This window comes from Lapillicoccus sp. (assembly GCF_046595215.1).
Lineage (GTDB): Bacteria > Actinomycetota > Actinomycetes > Actinomycetales > Dermatophilaceae > Lapillicoccus.
This window is the reverse complement of record NZ_JBKJPP010000177.1, coordinates 11,902-30,796: the sequence shown is the minus strand read 5'-3', so window position 1 is coordinate 30,796 and position 18,895 is coordinate 11,902. Positions and strand designations below refer to the sequence as shown.

Genomic DNA, 18,895 nt, shown 5'->3' with positions numbered 1-18,895 from the left:
GACCTTCTCATTGCGAACGAGACGCGCTACCACCTGCGCCACAGCCCCGAGGTGCGATCGAAACTTTAACACCAGCACGCGGTCCTGCCGAACCCCGTCAGTCCGCACGGCCGGCTGAGACGGCGGGAGGGCACAGCACCCCCTACCCTCGTCCCATGTCGAACGAGACCTCACCCGTCCCGCGTCCGGTCCGGGCAGCCAGTGACTGGGCCTGGCGCCTCCTCCTCCTCGCGTTCGGCCTCGTGGCCTTCCTATACCTGTTGGGGTTCCTCTCCGAGGTGGTCATCCCCCTTGTCGTGGCCACCCTGCTCACGGCGCTTCTTGCGTCCGTCCACCAGCGCCTGAGCAGGCGCATGCCCCGCGGCCCGGCGGCCGGCCTGACGGTGCTCGGCACCATCATCGTCATCGTGGGCCTTCTGACGCTCGTGGGGTCGCAGATCAGCGGCGGCTTCGGTGACATGGCCCAGCAGGTCGGCTCCGGCGTCACCCAGATCCGGGACTGGATCCGCGGCACCTTCAAGATCAGCGACACCCAGTTCGACGGTTATGTCGACCAACTCAAGACCGCTCTCGAGTCCAACGCGGACCTGCGCCAGACGGCGGCCAGGGCGGGGGTCACGGCAACCCACGCCGTCGCCGGCACCTTCATCAGCCTCTTCGCGCTCTTCTTCTTCCTCTACGACGGGCCGCGGATCTGGTTGTGGGTCGTGGGCCTCTTTCCTCGGACCGCCCGTGCCAGGATCGACTCCTCGGGCGGCGTCGCGTGGCACCAGCTGACGGCCTACGTCCGCGCGACGCTCCTCGTCGCAGCCGTCGACGCCGTCGGCATCACCCTCGGTGCCGTGGTGCTCCGCGTGCCGTTCGCGCCGGCGATCGGCGTACTGGTCTTCCTGCTGTCCTTCATCCCCATCGTCGGCGCGCTCCTCAGCGGCGCGGTGGCCGTCGTCCTGGCCCTCGTCGCCCACGGCCCCGTCACCGCGGCCATCATGCTCGGCGTGGTCATCCTCGTCCAGCAGCTGGAGGCGCACGTGCTCCAGCCCTTCATCCTCGGCCGATCGGTGAGGATCCATCCGCTCGGCGTCATCCTCGCGATCGCCACCGGTGCCGTCCTCGCGGGCATCGTGGGCACCCTCGTCGCGGTCCCGACGCTGGCAGTGGTCAACGCCGTCTGGCGACACCTGGTCTCAGGCGATGCGGCCGCGGACTCGGTTCCTCACCACACCGAAGACCCAGCGGTCCCGCCGTCGTAGCCCCACCCATGTCGTAGCCCCACCCATGTCGTAGCCCCACCCATGTTGCAGCGCACTATGCGCTGCCTCCCTGGGTGGGCAGCGCATAGTGCGCGCAGAGGGTGCGTCCCCCCGCCAGCGCGAGGACGTGCGACGAGTCAGCTCCCCACGACGCGGCGGTGGTGCCGGGCGGCCATCCGCTCGATGTCGTCGTCCTCGACCTCGATCGGCACCGGCGTCTGGGTGACGTCCGCCGGCGCAGGCAGGGCCCGAGCCGCAGCGTTCTTGAGGGCGTACGTCGGCAGCGGAACGGGCACGGGGCTCCACCCGCCGGGCGCCCCGCCCTGGCCTGCCTGACCGGATCGACCGGCCTCCGTCGAGGTCGTCGCATCCGCGACCGCGACCTTGTCCTGCGACGCGGGGGCGTGGACGTCGAAAACGTTGTTGATGCCCGTCCGCAGTGGTGTGTCGCGGGCAGAGGTGCCAGGGGTCGCGGCGCGAGGGGCGCGACGCCGCGGGGCGGCGCTGCGGCGGGCGGCCTGCTCGCGCAGGGCCGAGGTGCGCAGCCACGCCACGACGGCGGCACAGGCCAAGAACGAGATCAGCACGCTCACCCAAGGCAGCAGGTGGATGGCCGAAAGGAGCAGGGTCACGGGGAGGGCAGCGAGCGTGACGAGAAAGGCGATGCCGCGGATCCTGCGGACGGCGATCTCCGCTGCCGACCGGGGAGCCCGGACACCCGGGGTCACCCGGGTCGCCCCCGACCCCGAGGAACCAGCCGAGCGAGCGGTCAGCGGCGACCTCGGAGAGAGCCGCTGGCCGACCTTCGCGCTCACCTGCGCGGCCAATGCCGAGGCGGACGAGTGGGGTCGGGGGGCCGCGAGCTCCGAGCTCGGCAGCGGGCTGCGACGCTCGAGGACGCGCATGGCCTCGCTGAAGCGGTCGACCGACCGTGCGGTGGCGACGTGCTCGCGCCGGCGGACCCAGTGCTGGATCAGGTAGGCACCCCAAATCGCTACGATGACAAGGAAGATCAGGCTGCTCGGCTGCACGGATCCGACGGTAGGCCGTGATCGACTCGTGACCACGGACCTGGTCCGGTGTGTCGCTGATGTGGCTGGTGTTACTGCTGTTTCCACCGCTCCAGGACGGTCCCGCCGAGCAGGTCCTCGGTCGTCAAGGAGTAGGTGCGGTGGTCGCGCCAGCCCCCGTTGATGTGGAGGTAGCGCGCCCGGATCCCCTCGTCGCGGAACCCCAGGTGCTCGACCACGCGCAGCGACGCGGCGTTCTCCGGGCGGATGTTCACTTCCACCCGGTGCAGCCCCGCCTCGTGGAAAGCGTGGTCGCACAACGCGGCCAGAGCTCTCGTGGCCAGCCCCTGCCCGGCCTGCCGGCGTGCGACCCAGTAGCCCGCCGCACCGGACAGGAGCGACCCGTGGACGATCCCGAAGAGGTGCATCTGCCCGGCGATGCGTCCGTCCACGACGATGACGAACGGGAGGATCCTGCCCGCCCGGGCCTCCTTGTCGAGCCCGCGGACATACTGCCGGAACGTGATCCGTTGCCCGATCCCGTCAGGCGCCGTGGGTTCCCACTGACCGACGTACTCCGCGTTCTCCGTGCGCACGACGTTCCACTCGCCCTTGTCCCGCATCGACAGGGGGCGCAGGACGACCTGCGGCTGCCGACCGTCCTGCGAGTGCAGCGTCACCGGCCAGGCCGTCATCGATGATCGCCACCGCGGATCTGGTCGACGGCGTGGGACAGGATCCCGGCGAGCACCTCGAGGGCGTCGCGCACCCCACCGGTCGATCCCGGCAGGTTGACGACCAGCGTGCCTCCGCTGACCCCGGCCAGCCCGCGAGACAGCATCGCGGTCGGGATCCCCTTGGCGACCCCAGCGGCCCGGATCGCCTCGGCAATGCCGGGCACCTCGCGGTCGATGAAGGGCTCGGTCATCTCGGGCGTGGCGTCGGTGGGCGAGATGCCCGTCCCGCCGGTGGTCAGGACGACCGCCGGACCGGTCCCCAACGCGAGGGCCAGCACCTCGGCGACCGGGTGACCGTCCGCGACGACGATCGCGTCGTCGACCTCATAGCCCCACTCCCGCAGGGCCGCCACGATCAGCGGTCCGGTCCGGTCCTCGTAGACCCCGGTCGCGGCGCGCGTCGAGGCGCAGATGACGACGGCCCGATCGGGCTGGTCCCCCGCGGCGTATGCCGGGTCGGCGCCGCCCGCTGCCGGGGTCACGACTCGCTCCAGTCGCCCGAGCGGCCGCCAGACTTCGCGACGACCCGCACGTCCGTGATCCGGGCGTGCTTGTCGACGGCCTTGACCATGTCGATGAGCGCGAGCGCCGCGACGGCGACAGCGGTGAGCGCCTCCATCTCGATCCCGGTGCGGTCGGCGGTGCGGACGGTGGCCCGGATGTCGACGCCGTCGTCGACGACCTCAAGGTCGACGCTCGTGGCGTGGACGGCGATGGGATGCGCGAGCGGGATCAGCTCGGGTGTCCGCTTGACGGCCTGGATGCCAGCGATCCGGGCCACGGCGATGGCGTCCCCCTTGGGCACGTTGCCCGCACGCAGGGCCTCCACCGCGGCTGCGCTGAGCAGGACCCGCCCGGCGGCCGACGCCTCGCGGGCGGTGACCTCCTTGGCGCTGATGTCGACCATGTGCGCCGACCCGTCGGCGCGCACGTGGGTCAGCCCGGTCAGCCCGGTCACCCCGGTGGACCCCTCGCTCGTCATCGGGAGATCCTGCCCTCGGCGCCGTCGAGCAGCCAGATCTGGACCGCGTCGCCCGCCGACAGATCCGTGACGTCGGGCGGGATGACGAGCAGGGCGTTCGCGCGGGACAGGTCGGCGATGAAGTGGGACGCCTGACCCCAGACCGGGTCTGCCTGCCAGCCGGACCCGTCCCGCACGGCGACGGCGCGGGCGATCTGGGTGCGGCCGGCCGGCGAGCGCAGGTCGTGCATCAACCGGGCCGTGACCGCCTGGCGGGCGTGCGGTTTCAGGCCCATCAGCGCCCGCAGGGCGGGCCGGACGAAGACCTCGAAGGAGACGTAGGACGAGACCGGGTTGCCCGGGAGCGCGAAGAGCGGCACCTGCTGCGCACCGACAACCCCGAAGCCCTGCGGCTTGCCCGGCTGCATGGCCACCTGCACGAAGTCCACCGTGCCGGTGTCCCGCAACACCTCCTTGACGACGTCGTATGCGCCCATGCTCACCCCGCCGCTCGTGACGATGGCGTCGACCTGACCGGCCAGCTCCTCGACCACCCGCAGCACCTCGGACCCCTCGTCACCGATGCTCAGGCGATGCGTCGCGACGGCGCCGCACTCGGCGATCGCCGCGGCAAGCATGTGCGAGTTGGAGTCGTGGATCTGTCCGGGCGCCAACGGGTCTCCCGGCGGCACGAGCTCGGACCCGGTCGAGACGACGGCGACGCGGGGGCGGGGCCGGACGAGGACCTCGCCATGTCCGGTGGCCGCGAGCAGCGCCACCCGGCGGGAGTCGATGACGGCCCCGGCCTCGAGGACGACGGCGCCCTCACGCACGTCCTCGCCGGCCGGTCGGACCGACGTGCCGACGGGGACGCCGGCCCGGATCTCGACGGACTCCGTGCCGCCGTCCGTGTCCTCCACCTTGACGATCGCGTCGGCACCGTCAGGCATCATCGCCCCGGTCATGATGCGCACCGCCTCACCCCGGCCGACCGGCACCGTCGCGATGCCCCCGGCGGCGACCTCACCGACGACCGGCAGCGTCACCGCCGATCCCGGCACCGCGGGGTCCGCCGCCCGGACGTCAGCCGAGCGCACGGCATACCCGTCCATGGCGGAGTTGTCGAAGCCCGGAAGGTCCACCCGGGACCTGAGGTCCTCACAGAGGACGAGGCCGAGGCTCTCGCTCAGCGGGAGCCGGACCGGTGCAGCAGGCCGGACCGCAGCGAGGATCGCCGCGAGGTGCTCGTCGACGGTGCGCATCTCAGGCCTTCCCGGTCAGTCGGGTGCCGGGCTCGACGGTGCGGGCCTCGGGGGCGGACACGACGACGTCACCGACGCAGACGACCCCCGACCCGAAGTGGACGTCGCCGTCGACCCGCAGCGAGGTCGCCGCCTTCATCGACGGCACCCCGTCGTGGAACCGCTCGTCGAAGTCGGGCACGAGCTTGTAATACCACTCGTCGAGGTCGACGAAGGGCTCGGGGTGGTCGATGACCGAGACGACGTTGGCGTGCTCGTCGAGCTCGAAGATGTCGGACCGCACCAGGAGCAGCTCGTTCGTCGTCTTGACCGGGCGGAACCGCATGCGCGGCACCTTGATCGCCCGCGCGCCGTCGATCCGCTCGATCGCGGTGCCCATCCCCGTCTCGATCTGGATCACCGCGGTGGACGATGAGTCCGACGGGTCGACGGTCTTGCGGTTGACGATGACGGGCAGGCCGAGTCCGACGCCGCCCCGGTGCTCCGCGGCGGCCAGCAGCCGGGCGACGACCCGCAGGTCGACCCACAGGTTGTTGGCATGGAAGGTCGGGTGGCGGCCGGTGTCCTGGAAGAAGTGCTCCTCCCCCGCGGCGACCATCGCGCTGTCGCGAAGGATGAGGTGACCGTCGCTCTTGCGCACCGCGAGGTGGCCGCCCTTGCGGTCGTTGACGGTGCGGTCGCAGACCTCGGCGACGTAGGGGACGTCGTTCTCCACCATCCACGCGGCGATGCGCGGGTCGCAGGTCGCGCCGAGGTTGTCGGCGTTGGACAAGAAGACGTAACGAAAACCCTTGTCCATCAACGTCTCGAGCAAACCCGAGCTCAAGAGGGAGAGGTAGACGTCGCCGTGACCCGGCGGGCACCACTCCAGGTCCGGGTCGTCGGGCCACTCGACGGGGGCCAGGTCGTCCTCGCGCAGCTTGGGCTCGGCGCCCTGGAGGAAGTCCGGCGGCAGGCCGTCGAGGGCGAGGTCGGGATAGCGCGCGAGGATCGACAGCGATGCCTCGCGGGTGCGGAAGGAGTTCATCAGGATGAGCGGCAGGTCCACGGCGTGGGTGGCGCGCAGGGCGAGCACCTGGCGGGCGATGACGTCGAGGAAGGTCAGGCCGTCCTTGACCTCCAGCGCCGACTTCGGCCCGGTCACCCCCATCGAGGTCCCGAGGCCGCCGTTGAGCTTGACCATCGCGACCTGACCGAGGGCTGCGGCCATCGCGGCGTCGGTGGGCTGGTAGTCGTCGAGCGAGGGCACCTCGACCAACGGCTCGATGCTGTCCTCGGCGATCGTGCCGCCGGTCCCCCGCCCCAGCACGTCCTCGAGCTCGCCGTAGGCCTGCTCGAAGGCTCGCACCGATCGGTCGTTCTCGCCGTGGTCCTGCATCTTCTGACGGGCCCTCCGCAGACCTTCAGCGCTCATGGCGCCCACCCTACGATGAGCGCCATGACCGCGGACCCTAAGGCCACTCTGCGGTCAGACCTGCGCGCCACACGTCGTGAGATCGCCGCCGGGCGGGACCGTGAGGCCGATGCGCGGCGGTTGGCGGGGCACGTCCTGGCGCTGGTCTCCCAGCGGGTCGGGCCGGGTCGCGTATGCCGGGTGGCCGCCTACGTCGCCCTGCCCACCGAGCCGCCCACCGACCGGCTCGTCGAGGCCCTCGAGGCCGCGGGACACGAGGTCATCCTGCCCGTGATGCTCACCGACAAGGCGCTCGACTGGACCCTGCACACACCGGGAGCCCCGGCCTCGGCGGCTGCCGGCCGCTCCGGACACGGCACCGTGGACGGACTTCGGCTCGGCCGGGACGGCATCGCCACCGCTGACGTGGTCGTCACCCCGGGGTTGGCCGTCGACCGCGAGGGCACCCGGCTCGGGCAGGGCGGCGGCTCCTACGACCGGGCCCTCGCCCGGCGCCGGGTGGGCGCCCTCGTCATCACGCTGCTGCACGACGGAGAGCTGTCCGAGACACCCCTGCCGCGTCACCCCCACGACCTGCCGGTCGACGGCGTCGTCACCGCCGACGGCGGCTGGGTCAGGTGCCGGCCTTCGGCGTGAGGAGAAGCTCATTCTCCCTGGCCCGCTCGACGGCGCCCCGGGTGGACGGCCAGGGATAGGCCCCGCCCGCCGCCCAGGTGTCGACCTGGTCGATGTAGTGGGCGGCATACGGGTGGCCGCTGTTGCCGGTCTGGTTGACCCACGTGGACGCGTCGAGGTCACCGAGGTCGACGACCATCCGCATCGACGGCGCGGACTGCACGTCAAACGTCCTGGTCGAGGCGTCCCAGCCATTGGCGTTGACGATGGCCGACCCACCGGGCAGCCCGATCGGACCGCGGTTGAACACGGCGCGCACGATGCCGGGGACGCTGTCGCCCCCGAGGACCGAGTGCTGGAACGTCACGGTGTGCAGCCTGCCCCAGCTCCACGTGACCGGGTCCTTGCCGAGGTGCTGCGCCAGGTCGAGACGGGCCTGCACGAGCGCCTTCCTCAGGATCTCGTCGCGGGTCTCGACGACCCCGGGGGTCTTCTTGTCATCCCACCAGGCGTTCTTGGGGTCCTTGAGGAGCCCCGTCACAGCCACCATCCACCGCCCTCCGCCGTCGGCCTGGAGGTCGCTGGGCAGCTCGTCGTCGAAGGTGTACTCCAACAGCCGCATGTAGACGGCATTGAAGTAGGCGGCCCGCACCGACGCCTTGCTCCTGTCGCCGGGCTGGGTGAAGTCCCAGTCCCCGAGCAGGACCTGGGCCTGCTGGGTGAACTCGTCCGTCGCCGTCCCCGTCGCCTGGTCGCCACTGAGGTCGATGCCGAGCAGGGCCCGGGTCAGGACCGGCGCGAACCCGTTGGTCGTGTCGAGCTGCATCGTGCTCATCTGCTGCGGCGAGATCTTGGGCGTGGAGACGATCATCGCGGTGATGCGCTCGCTGCGGAAGCCGTAGTCCCAGTCGGTGGTGAGGAAGGGTGCACCCGCGGCGCCCGTGACCTGCTGGTTGGCGGTCACGATGTATCCCTCGGGCGGGTCGTAGGTCCACGGCAGCTCGGCGAAGGGCACGAAGCCCTTCCAGTCGTACTGGCTGTCCCAGCCCGGGGCGGGCCAGTAGCCCGCCGGCGCGCTCGGCACCGACGTCGACCGGATCGGGACCATCCCCGGGGCCTGGTAGCCGATGTGACCCGCGGTGTCGGCGTAGACGAGGTTCTGGGCCGGTACGGCGAACTTCGCTGCCGCCGAACGGAACTCAGTGAAGTCCTTGGCCGTGTCGAGCGCGAAGATCGCGTCAGCCGTGGTGCTCGGGACCAGCCCCGTCCAGGAGAGGGACACGGCATACGTGTCCTGCTGGGGAGCCAGTCGCAACAGCGCGTTGCGGCCCATGGTGCCGACCGAGTCGATGACGTCGGAGATGATCGGGCCGTGGACGGTGCGGCGCACCTCGAGCGTCTCGTCCTTGCCGCCGGCGACCTTGATGGTCTCGGTCCTGACGCTCAGTGGCTCCTGCTTGCCGTCGCGCAGGTAGCCCCCTTCGGTGAGCTTCTCGAGGTAGAAGTCGGAGACGTCGGGGGAGAGGTTCGTGAACCCCCAGGCGACCGTGGCGTTGTGGCCGATGACGATGCCCGGCAGCCCGGCGAAGGAGAAGCCCGAGACGTCGAAGGGGCAGCCGGCGTTGACGGTGGTGCAGTGCAGGCCGGTCTGGTACCAGATACCGGGGACCGACGTACTGAGGTGGGGGTCGTTGGCGAGCAGCGGCTTGCCCGTCGTCGTGCGCGAACCGGCCACGACCCAGGAGTTCGAGCCGATGCCGTCGCCGCGGCCCATCGTCACCGGGACCGCGTCGAGGGCGGCCTTGACGCTGCCGAGCAGGGCGTTGGTCGCGGCGTCCGGAGCGGCCGGCGGGGCCGGGGTGGCGGCGGGCGAGGTGAGCGACGGTGGCAGCGCCGAGCCCGCGGGCTGCGAGCCAGGGGTCCAGTCCTGCGGTGAGAGGATCGGCTGGTGCCCCGCCGCCGCGAAGTCGGGAAAGATCACCTTGACCTGGTCGGGGGGGAAGGTCGTGCCGAGCCGGGCCCGGGTCAGCTCGTTGGTGTAGTTGCCTCGCAGGTCCCACGCCATCGCCTTGAGCCACGCGACGGAGTCGACGGCGGTCCACTTCTCGACCTTGTAGCCAGGCACCCGCAGCCCCAGCACGGCATACTCCAGCGCCATGTTGCCGGGGTCGCCCATCGAGGCGATGTAGTCGTTGACCCCGTCCGCGTAGGCGTTGAGGTACTTCCGCGTCTCGGGCGCCAGGGTCGGCAGCTCCCGCTCGGCGACGTCGCGCCAACCAAGGGTGCGGATGACCCTGTCGGTCTTGACCCCCGCCGAGCCGACCAGCTCGGCGAGCCGGCCGGCCGTGACGTGGCGGCGGAAGTCCATCTCGAAGAAGCGGTCCTGCGCGGCGACGAAGCCCTGGGCCCGGAAGAGGTCGTCCGAGGAGTCGGCATAGATCTGGGGCACGCCCTGCTCGTCCCGGATGACCGTGACCTTGGCGCCGAGGCCGTTGAGCTCGATCTCGCCCGCGACCTTGGGCCACGACTGACGCACGATCCCCGTCCCGGTCACGACGAGCGCGCCGACGACGAGGACCACGAGGATGAGGAAACCCAGCCCCACCCGTCGGACCACCCTCGCGCGCTGCACCCTGCGAGACTAGGTCACGGCACGCGCACCGACGCGCAGGACCACACCGGGTCGGCGATCGGTGATGCGATGGCAACGCACCGGGGCCGACCCCACCGACCACGTGACCCGTGAGCGACCCGAGGAGGCCTGACGTGACCCACGAGGGGGCGGCCGTCGCGGCGCAGTACTCCTACTCCTCCCAGTACTCCCTGACGGACCTGACCACGTCGTTGCTCATCGGGTCGCTCGTCCTGCTCGTTGCCGTCGCGGCGGTCCGGATCTCGGTCCGTTCCGGCGTCCCCGCGCTCCTGCTCTTCCTCGCCATCGGTCTCGGCATCGGCGAGGGGGGCTTCGGGATCCGCTTCGACTCGGGCTCGCTGACCCAGGTCCTCGGCTATGCGGCACTGATCCTCATCCTCGCCGAGGGTGGCCTCACGACGAAGTGGTCGGGCATCCGGCGTTCCGTCGGCCCGGCGGCCGTCCTCTCGACGGTCGGCGTCGTCGTCTCCGTGCTCGTCGTCGGGGTTGCGGCCCGTTACGTCCTCGACTGGTCGTGGACGGTGGCGCTGCTCGTGGGGGCGATCCTCACCTCGACCGACGCCGCGGCGGTGTTCTCGGTGCTGCGCACGGTGCCGCTGCCCCGGCGGCTCAGCGGGTTGCTCGAGGCCGAGTCCGGCTTCAACGACGCCCCGGTCGTGATCCTCGTCGTGGCGCTGGCGGCACAGTCGGTGCCGGGGGCCGAGAGCCACCCCTGGTGGGTGCTGCTGCTCGAGGCCGTCCTCGAGCTCGCCGGCGGCACCCTGATCGGGCTGCTCGTCGGACGCGTCGGCGGGCTGGCCCTGCACCGGCTCGCCGGGGCCTCGTCGGGCCTGTTCTCCATCGGGGTCATCGCCCTGACGGTCCTCGCGTATGCCGTGGCCTCCTCCGTCCACGCGTCCGGCTTCATCGCCTGCTACCTCGCCGCGCTCGTCCTCGGCAACATGGGCCTGCCGCACCGTCCTGCCGTGCACGCCTTCTCGTCCGCCCTCGGCTCGCTCGCCCAGATCGGGCTCTTCGTCCTGCTCGGCCTGCTCGCCAGTCCGAGCCGGCTGCTCGAGCAGGCCGGCTTCGCGCTGGTCGTCGGCCTCGTCCTGCTCCTGGTCGCCCGACCCCTGTCGGTCTTCGTCTCGCTCACCCCCTTCCGGATCCCGTGGCGCGACCAGGTCTTCCTGTCGTGGGCGGGCCTGCGCGGCGCCGTCCCCGTCGTCCTCGCGACCGTGCCGGCGACGCTGGGCTCGGCCGGCACCGAGTGGATCTTCGACCTCGTCTTCGTCCTGGTCGTCATCTTCACCCTCATCCAGGCGCCGACCCTGCCCTGGGTCGCCCGGCGGCTCGGCCTCACCGAGTCGGTCCAGCAGGTCGAGCTCAGCGTGGAGTCGACTCCCCTCGAGCGGTTGGGGGCCGACGTCATCCAGGTGACGATCGGCGGCGACTCGCGGCTGCACGGCGTCGAGGTCTTCGAGCTGCGCCTGCCCCACGGCGCCAACGTCACCCTCCTCGTGCGAGACGGCAGGGGCTCGGTCCCGCAGCCGCAGACCACCCTGCGGCACGGAGACCAGCTCCTCATCGTCGCGACGGCCGAGGTCCGCCACGCCGCCGAGGAGCGGGTCCGCGCCGTCGACGAGGGCGGCCGCCTCGCTGGCTGGACCTGAGCGCTCGGCGTATCCCCCACGTGTTGCGTCCAGCGCCGCATTTTCGGCGGCCAACGGCCCGATCCCGCGGCGCCAGGCGCAACACGTGGGGTCGAGGAGGTCCAACACCCCGACCCGGACCGCCGAGGGCCGGACTGATTCGGAGCTGGGGCGCTGCGCGACGTAGACTCTGCGCGATTTCGACGACACCCACCGGGAGGGCACCTGTGCCGACCTACGCCTACGCCTGCACCGAGTGCGGCCACGCGTTCGACATGACCCAGAAGTTCAGCGACGACGCCCTGACGACCTGTCCCGAGTGCGAAGGACGACTCCGCAAGGTCTACACGTCGATCGGCGTGACCTTCAAGGGGTCGGGGTTCTACCGCAACGACTCTCGGGCGTCCACGAATGGGTCCTCATCCGCCGACAAGGGGTCCTCGGACACGTCGGGGTCGGACACGTCGGGGTCGGACAAGCCCGGCTCGGACACGTCGGGGGCGGCCACGTCCGGCTCGAAGAAGGCGGGCTCGGGCCAGGGCGGTTCCAACGGGTCGGGATCCTCGACAGCCGGCGAGAAGACCTCGGGCTCCTCGACCGAGAAGTCGTCGGGGTCCTCCAAGAGTTCCGGGTCATCGAACGGCTCGGGATCCGGTCGATCCGGCAACTCGGGGTCCAGCGGATCGGGCAGCTCCGGATCCGGCAGCTCCGGATCCCGCAGCTCGGGGTCCCGCAGCTCGACCGCCGCCACCTCCTGACCCGGTTGCGGGTGGCGTCGACCTGAGCGCTTGTCCCCAGCCCCTGCCCCGCGTGCCCCGTCCTCCACAGGCGGCTGACACGGCATACCGGACGAGCCGACGGCGCGCATAGTCTCGGCGCATGACCTCTTCCTCCACCTCCGACCCCGCCCGCGCCGAGATCGGCGTCATCGGCGGTTCGGGCTTCTATGAGTTCCTCAGCGACGCCGAGCGCGTCAGTGTCGCCACGCCCTTCGGGGATCCGAGCGACGACCTCTTCATCGGGGAGCTCCACGGTCGGCGGGTCGCGTTCATCGCGCGGCACGGCCAGGGGCACCGGTTCCCGCCGCACCGGGTGAACTACCGGGCCAACCTCTGGGCGCTGCGCTCGGTGGGTGTCCGACAGGTCCTCGCGCCGTGCGCCGTGGGTTCGCTGCTTCGCGAGCTCGGGCCCGGCACGGTCGTCGTGCCCGACCAGGTCGTCGACCGCACGTGGGGACGGGAGCACACGGTCTATGGCGAGATCGGGCCCGTGGTGCACGTCGGGTTTGCCGATCCCTACTGCCCCCGTGGTCGTGCCGTCATCAGCTCCACGGTGCGCGCCGCCGGACTGCCACTCGCCGAGTCGGGCACGCTCGTCGTCGTCAACGGGCCGCGCTTCTCGTCCCGGGCCGAGAGCCAGTGGCACCAGGCGGCGGGGTGGTCCGTCGTCGGGATGACAGGCATGCCGGAGGCGTCGATCGCCCGGGAGCTGGCGCTGTGTTTCACGACGATCGCCATGGTCACCGACCACGACGCCGGGGTCGACGGCGAGCCGGGGGTGACCCACAAGGAGGTGCTCGAGGTCTTCGCGAAGAACATCGAGGGCCTGAAATCAGCTCTATCCACAGCTATTGCGGCCATGCCTGCCGATCAGCCGGACGACACGGCGACATGTGCGTGCCGACGGGCCGTCGACGGCGTGACGCTGCCCTTTGCCCTCCCGTGAGGTGGGCGGGACCGCGCGGCCGAGCCAGCGGTGGGAGGATCGGGTTCCGGGAGGGCCGGTCAGGGGAGGGCTCATCCAGGGTCAGGGGACCTGAGATCGGCGGGCCCCTGGCCGCCCTGCGGTCGCGGCTGCCGACACCGCTGACCTCCACCTCCCGCCGGGCCAGGTGGCGCCGGACCCGAGCGGCCCGGTTGCTCAGCGCGATGCTCGCGGGCGCCGCCGTGTGGCTCATCGCCTCGCAGGTCCTCCCCCACGAACCCGAGATCGGCGACCCCGTCGTCGTGGTGGCCCGGGCCGTCCCGATCGGCGCCACCCTGACCGACGCCGACCTCCGGATCGAGCGCCGGCTCACGGACCAGCGCCCCGTGGAGTCCCTCACCATGGCCAGCGCCGCCGTCGGGCGCACCGCCGCAGGTCCGTTGTCCGAGGGTGAGGTCCTCACCCCGGCCCGGCTGCAAGGGACGGCACAGCTGGCTGGGCTGCCTGCCGGTCGGGTCGCCGTCAGCGTCCCACTCGTCGAGTCCGGCCTGCTCGCATCAATCCGGCCGGCCGACGTCGTCGAGGTCCTTGCTGCCGGCACCGGTCAGACGGTGTCCTCCGGTGCGACCGTCCTGTCGCTCGAGCGACCCGGCGACGGGGTCCTGGGCCAGGGGTCGGACAGCCCTGGCCATGTGGTCCTGGCCCTGACCACTGACGAGGCGCGAGCCGTCGCGGCAGCGATGACCTCCCAGACGGGCCCCGCCGGTTTCGTCCTCGCCCTGCACCCTTCCTGACCACCGAGCACCGGGTCCGGCAGAGCCCACCCGAGGGCCACGCCTGGACTCAGCACGAGAAGAACCCGACTGTCGCCAGCGTCCCGTCCGTCACAGGAATCTCGGTAGCCTCGACGTGGCGGACCCTCCTGACCCGCCCACCTCCTCAGGCGAAGGAACGCACCATGATCAAGGGTTTCAAGGACTTTCTGATGCGCGGCAACGTCGTCGACCTCGCGGTCGCGGTCGTCATCGGCAGTGCGTTTGCCAAGGTCGTCGACACGGTCATCAGCAACATCATCACGCCGCTGCTCGCCACGTTGGGCGGTGAGGGCACCCCCGGCTTCGGCCCGACCCTGCGAAGCGGCGACGCCAAGACCTTCATGGACTTCGGCGGGATCCTCAACCAGCTCATCGTGTTCGTCCTGACCGCCGCAGTCGTCTACTTCGTCGTCGTCGTCCCGATGAACAGGCTGATGTCGATGCGCAAGACGGGCGAGGAGCCCGAGCCCGAGGCGCCGTCCGAAGAGATCATCCTCCTTACCGAGATCCGCGACTCACTCCGCACCCGCGGCTGACCAGATCAGACCACCAACACGCCACCGACCGGGGAGCGCCACCGCTCCCACCGTTGCCGTGCCCGGTCGGCATCTGGGTTCTCCACGTCGCGCCGAAGCCCCGAGGAACGGGTCGCGGATCAGTCCCAGTGAGGTGGGCGCTGCTCGCGGAGCCACCGGTCGTGGGCGCTCTCGTCGGCACGCTCGCCCCAGCCGGCGTCGGTGTCGTCCAGGGTCTGGTCCGCCTTCGAGCGGCGGAAGACCCTTCGACGTTTCTTCGTGACCTCTGGCTCGGGCGCCTCCTCGCGGGTCTCCTCGGGCGCCTCCTCGGACTCACTCGCGGCGGGGTGCGACTCGGAGTCGCCCACCGAGCCTGACGCGTCAGGAGGCCCCTCGTCGGGGCGGCCGCCTTCGACGAACTCCGAGCCGCTCGGACCCCCCGGACCTGCTGTGCCCCCCGGACCTGCTGAGCCCCCGAAACCCGTTGTCTCGCCTTCCGGTTCGTCGTCGAGCATCGGCGGTAGGGCGCCCCGTGTCGCGGCCACCACACGGGCCACCTCCTGGGCCGGGTCACGGTAGAGGTCCGTGGAAAAGATCCGGACATGGCGCCAGCCGAGTCGTTCGAGGTGCTCGACCCAGAGGCGGTCGCGTTCGCGGGTGCCGCGCAACCCGGCATACCCGGGGCCGTCGCCCTCGACCACGACGAGGAAACGCGACGGGTCGCGGCGGTGGGCGACCACGAGGTCGACCTTGTGCAGACTCGACCCGACGTCCTCCGCGACGGTCAGGCCCTCGCGCCGCAACCGGTCCGCGAGGTCGGCCATCAAGGGGTCACGCGCGCGTCGCGGCTCGGCGCCCACCTCGTCACCACCGCGCGCGGCGTAGTCCAGGAGTGCCCGCAACAGCTGGCCGCCGCGGCTGCGCAGCCGCTCGGGCTCGAGGTCGCCCGCCGACAGGGACGAAACGACGGTCAGCCGGCGTCGGGCCCGGGTCGTGGCCGTGATGAGCGTCCGCTCGGCGCCGGGCACCGCGAGCTCGGGAAAGCTGTGAATCACCCGACCGTGCGGCGTCTTGCCGTAGCCCACACTGAGGATGATCGCGTCGCGGACGGACCCCGCGACCTCGTTCATCGACCGGACGAAGAACGACTGCGGCTCGGCCACGTCGAAGAAGTCCATGAGCGGCGCCTCGTGGCCGAGTGGACGCAGCGCCACGTCGAGCGCCTGCGTGATCCGCTCCGCATGGAGAGCGCTCAGCGTGACGACGCCGAGCGACTCCCGCGGCCGCGATCGGGCGTGCTCGAGGACCAGCGCGACCACCCGCGTCACCTCGACCTCGGTGGACGGGGCCGCTGAATCCTGCCCCGGCTCGACGTGCGCCGACCCGTCCACCCTCTCGAGGGTGACCGGGGAGGTCGCGCTGGTGCCGGGGAACGTGACGAGCGACCCGGCATACGCCTGCGTGTTGGCGAAGCCGATGAGCCGCTCGTCGACCGATCCGTAGTGCCACCCGAGGGTCCGCCGAGGCAGGACCTCGGCGAGCGCGTCGAAGATGGAGGAGGCGGGCTCGGCCCTGTCCGGGACAGCTGCCGGCCCGCTCGGCTCGGTGACCGCGGTTGTGAACCCCGTTGGTGGGGACTGGTGCTGGTCACCGAAGGCGACGACCTGCCGGCCCCGAGAGATCGCGCTGATCGCCTCGGCCGGGGCGACCTGTGAGGCCCCGTCGATGATGACGACGTCGAAGCAGCGACCGGCCGGGACGACCTCGGCCACCGCGAGGGGGCTCATCGCCCAGCACGGCTTGACCGCGAGGAAGAGGCCTGTGGAGTGATTGAGCAGGTCGCGCACCCGGTGCGGCCGTCCCTGCATGGCGGCCTCCGCCCGCAGTGCCGCGACCTCGGACCGGTTCGCCGAGACGGCGCCGCGGATGGCGCGATCCGTCGCGGCGCGGACCCGGCCGGCGGTCGCGCCGAGGTGCTGGTGGTCGGTGGCGACGTAGTCCGCGACCGTGCGTCGCAGCTGGCTCCCGTCGTGCTTGCCGTAGCGCTCGTCGACGTCGGTGATGTGGCGCACCAGCGAGACCCACCAGATCTGCTCGAGCTCGGGCGTGACCTGCTCGCCCGTCACGGACCGCCGCGCGAAGTCGTCGACGATCCCGCCCATCCCCGACGCCCGCAGCGCCTCGAGGGCCGGCACGACCTGCGGCAGGACGGCCAGCCGGTCCAGCCGCGCGGCGAGGTCGCGCAGGCGCTGCCTGAGGACGGCCAAAGGTATGCCGTCCACGTCACCTCCGGCGGCGGTCGACGCGAGCCGCTCGCCGAGCCACCCGAGGTCGGCGTGGAGGGTGTCGAAGACCTCCTGCGCCTCGTCGAGCCGCGGTGAGATCTCGGGACGGCCACCGGCGCCGACGAGGTCCTGCCAGGCCGTGCGGTGCGTCCGGGCCTCGATGAGCTCGGCGTGCAGGTCCTCGGGCGGCCGACCCGGGCGGAGCATCCGCCTGGCCTGGCGCCGGACCCGCGAGCGAGACCACGCCCCGAGGGTGACCTCGTGCTCGCCGCGCCACGCCCGCGAGGCGGTGGCCGCGACGTGCTCGTCGAGCGGCACGTCGAAGACCCCGGGGCGGAAGACCTCGAGGGTGTCCCGGACGCCGCTCATCGTGCGCAGGGCGGTGTCCCAGTCGCCGACCCGTCGCGCCGGGGGCAGGGAAGACTCGTCGAGGATCCCGTCGAGGGTCCGGGCGCGCTGGTCGAAGTCCCCGGCGCTGAGGCGGGTCACGATGTCTGCGGCCCGCTCGGCCTCCTCGTCGGTGGTGATGTGGGCGCCGTACCAGGGGTCGCTGCCCTCCTGCGCCGACCACGCCCCGAGGTCCGCGGCCTCACGCAGCTCGCGGGCGAGCTCGGCGAGGCGGGACCGGGAGATGTCGGCGAGCGCGGCGCGGTCGAGACGGACCCGCGAGGCCGGCGCGGGGTCGCGCGAGCCGAGCTCGGCGATCGCCCACTGGGCCTCGTGGGCGCTGACCCCCCACGGCTCACGGACCTCGTGCAGCGCGTTGACGTGGTCGCGCAGCCGGTCCCGCCGGGCGGTGAGCCGCTCGAGGTCGGGCGCGGCGAGCCGGGCGGCGAGCCTCGCCTCGTGGTCCTCGTCACCGGGACGGTCCCGGTCCCGGTCCGCGACGTCCTCGAGGGCGTCGACGAGCTGGCGAAGCACCCCGCGACGGTTCACCCCGGCCTCGGCGGCGTCGAGGACGAGGCTCCCGAGGCCGACCTGCTCGAGCCGGTCGATGGCGTCGGTCAGGGCGGCGCGCTGCTCCGCGACGAGGAGCACCGACTTGCCCTCGCTGGCGAGGGCGGCGACGAGGTTGGCGATGGTCTGGGTCACGCCGGTCCCGGGAGCGGCGTGGACCACGAGACTCGCCCCCCGGCGGACGGCGTCGACAACGCTGCCCTGCCCGGAGTCGGCGTCCAGGACCAGACGTTCGCCGGTCGGGTCCGGGTCGGGGTCGGCCTCGGGATCCGGGGTCGAGGACCGCACGGCGTGCTCCGCATCGGGGTCGCCGGCGAGCGCCGCGACGACGTCGTGGCCCGCGAGGAGGTCCTGCGCTCCCGCGAGGTCGGCCACCATGTCGAGCTTGGCGTGGGGGAAGGTGCTCACAAGGAGGCGGGGGCTGACCGAGAAGCCCGGGACCGCCCGGCAGAGCCGGCCGAGCGCGGCATACACGGGGTAGGGGTCGAAGCCGCTGGTGACGGTGGCCATCTCGGCCAGGGCCCGGCCGTCGATCTCGAGGCCCTGCACCGAGCGGAGGTAGTGCTCCAGGACGGGGTTGAAGTCGACCTCGTCGCCGAGGTCCACGTCGAAGTCGCTCGCCGTCGACCCGGTCGGGCGCAGGGCGCAGGTGCGCAGCAGGACCGGCGCCCGCGGGGACCGGCCGCCCGACATCTCCCACCTGGCCATGCCGACCGCGAGGAAACCGGTGGACACCCCGCGCTGCTCGGCGAGGGCGACGGTCTTGGCGCGGATGGTCCGGACCCGGGTGCGGGCCCCGGCCAGCGCGGCCGGCTCTCGCACAAGGTCGGACAGGCGGGTGGGACGTCCGGCCAGCAGCATCGAGACACCGCCGGGGTGGGCGGTCGTCAGGTCGAGGGTGCCGGTGGGCAGGTCCTCGTACCAGAGCAGCGTGTTGCGGCCCCCGACGTCCGCGAGGTGGCGTTGCCACCCGGCGACGGCGGCGGCGACGCGCTGCCCACGCTCGGGCGCACTCGGTCGGACGTCGCTCGGTACGTCAGGCTCTTCGGGGACAGGACTCACGGTGGCAGGCTAACGAACCGGGCC

General features: G+C 72.0%; 15 protein-coding genes and 1 pseudogene. 7 read left to right on the top strand and 9 right to left on the bottom strand.

The window, feature by feature from the left end; genetic code table 11:
* Positions 1-155 precede the first annotated feature (155 nt).
* Positions 156-1,250 (top strand): AI-2E family transporter, encoded by a 1,095-nt coding sequence (locus ACLL9L_RS15415; protein WP_411285541.1) that lies wholly within the window; start codon positions 156-158, stop codon positions 1,248-1,250.
* A 137-nt stretch (positions 1,251-1,387) separates the two neighbouring features.
* Here the strand turns inward: ACLL9L_RS15415 and ACLL9L_RS15410 are convergent, their stop codons facing one another.
* The 6 genes from ACLL9L_RS15410 to ACLL9L_RS15385 form a co-directional block, all read right to left on the bottom strand.
* Entirely contained in the window at positions 1,388-2,281 is an 894-nt protein-coding gene (locus ACLL9L_RS15410; RefSeq protein ID WP_411285540.1) for a hypothetical protein, read from the bottom strand.
* 71 nt (positions 2,282-2,352) lie between these two features.
* On the bottom strand, positions 2,353-2,955 hold the full coding sequence (locus ACLL9L_RS15405; protein ID WP_411285539.1) for a GNAT family N-acetyltransferase: 603 nt from the start codon (positions 2,953-2,955) through the stop codon (positions 2,353-2,355).
* The gene (locus tag ACLL9L_RS15400; protein WP_411285538.1) at positions 2,952-3,479 is read right to left on the bottom strand and encodes a molybdenum cofactor biosynthesis protein B; all 528 of its coding nucleotides are present in this window, start codon (positions 3,477-3,479) and stop codon (positions 2,952-2,954) included. Before ACLL9L_RS15400 ends, ACLL9L_RS15405 begins: the two co-directional genes overlap by 4 nt.
* Positions 3,476-3,979, bottom strand: coding sequence for a cyclic pyranopterin monophosphate synthase MoaC (gene moaC, locus ACLL9L_RS15395; protein WP_411285537.1), 504 nt, complete (start codon positions 3,977-3,979; stop codon positions 3,476-3,478). Before moaC ends, ACLL9L_RS15400 begins: the two co-directional genes overlap by 4 nt.
* Positions 3,976-5,220: a gephyrin-like molybdotransferase Glp gene (gene glp / locus ACLL9L_RS15390; protein ID WP_411285536.1), complete on the bottom strand. Its 1,245-nt coding sequence runs from the start codon at positions 5,218-5,220 to the stop codon at positions 3,976-3,978. The genes moaC and glp overlap by 4 nt, the downstream gene beginning before the upstream one ends.
* A 1-nt stretch (position 5,221) precedes the next feature.
* Entirely contained in the window at positions 5,222-6,634 is a 1,413-nt protein-coding gene (locus tag ACLL9L_RS15385; RefSeq protein ID WP_411285535.1) for a UTP--glucose-1-phosphate uridylyltransferase, read from the bottom strand.
* Positions 6,635-6,658: 24 nt separating this feature from the next.
* Here ACLL9L_RS15385 and ACLL9L_RS15380 point away from each other — a divergent pair, with 24 nt between their 5' ends.
* Positions 6,659-7,270 carry a 5-formyltetrahydrofolate cyclo-ligase gene (locus ACLL9L_RS15380; protein ID WP_411285534.1) on the top strand — a complete coding sequence of 204 codons (612 nt, stop codon included), beginning with the start codon at positions 6,659-6,661 and terminating at the stop codon, positions 7,268-7,270.
* On the opposite strand, the gene ACLL9L_RS15375 is transcribed toward ACLL9L_RS15380, so the two are convergent.
* Complete coding sequence (locus ACLL9L_RS15375; RefSeq protein ID WP_411285533.1) at positions 7,248-9,881, bottom strand: penicillin acylase family protein; 2,634 nt, start codon at positions 9,879-9,881, stop codon at positions 7,248-7,250. The genes ACLL9L_RS15380 and ACLL9L_RS15375 overlap by 23 nt on opposite strands.
* Before the next feature lie 134 nt (positions 9,882-10,015).
* On the opposite strand from ACLL9L_RS15375, the gene ACLL9L_RS15370 reads away from it, so the two are divergent.
* Both ACLL9L_RS15370 and ACLL9L_RS15365 read left to right on the top strand, forming a co-directional pair.
* The gene (locus tag ACLL9L_RS15370) at positions 10,016-11,554 is read left to right on the top strand and encodes a potassium/proton antiporter (protein ID WP_411285532.1); all 1,539 of its coding nucleotides are present in this window, start codon (positions 10,016-10,018) and stop codon (positions 11,552-11,554) included.
* Between the two features lie 20 nt (positions 11,555-11,574).
* Positions 11,575-11,901: pseudogene (locus tag ACLL9L_RS15365) on the top strand (FmdB family zinc ribbon protein); the annotation flags it as partial.
* A 14-nt stretch (positions 11,902-11,915) separates the two neighbouring features.
* Here ACLL9L_RS15365 and ACLL9L_RS15360 read toward each other — a convergent pair.
* Positions 11,916-12,284: a hypothetical protein gene (locus ACLL9L_RS15360; RefSeq protein WP_411285542.1), complete on the bottom strand. Its 369-nt coding sequence runs from the start codon at positions 12,282-12,284 to the stop codon at positions 11,916-11,918.
* 128 nt (positions 12,285-12,412) lie between these two features.
* Here ACLL9L_RS15360 and ACLL9L_RS15355 point away from each other — a divergent pair, with 128 nt between their 5' ends.
* The 3 genes from ACLL9L_RS15355 (at position 12,413) to mscL (ending at position 14,588) form a co-directional block, all read left to right on the top strand.
* Positions 12,413-13,258, top strand: a complete 846-nt coding sequence (locus tag ACLL9L_RS15355) for an S-methyl-5'-thioadenosine phosphorylase (protein ID WP_411285531.1) — start codon at positions 12,413-12,415, stop codon at positions 13,256-13,258.
* A gap of 191 nt (positions 13,259-13,449) precedes the next feature.
* Positions 13,450-14,031, top strand: coding sequence for an SAF domain-containing protein (locus tag ACLL9L_RS15350; protein ID WP_411285530.1), 582 nt, complete (start codon positions 13,450-13,452; stop codon positions 14,029-14,031).
* Positions 14,032-14,195: 164 nt separating this feature from the next.
* Complete coding sequence (gene mscL / locus ACLL9L_RS15345; protein WP_411285529.1) at positions 14,196-14,588, top strand: large conductance mechanosensitive channel protein MscL; 393 nt, start codon at positions 14,196-14,198, stop codon at positions 14,586-14,588.
* A gap of 119 nt (positions 14,589-14,707) precedes the next feature.
* On the opposite strand, the gene ACLL9L_RS15340 is transcribed toward mscL, so the two are convergent.
* On the bottom strand, positions 14,708-18,871 hold the full coding sequence (locus ACLL9L_RS15340; RefSeq protein WP_411285528.1) for a DNA helicase: 4,164 nt from the start codon (positions 18,869-18,871) through the stop codon (positions 14,708-14,710).
* Positions 18,872-18,895: the final 24 nt, after the last annotated feature.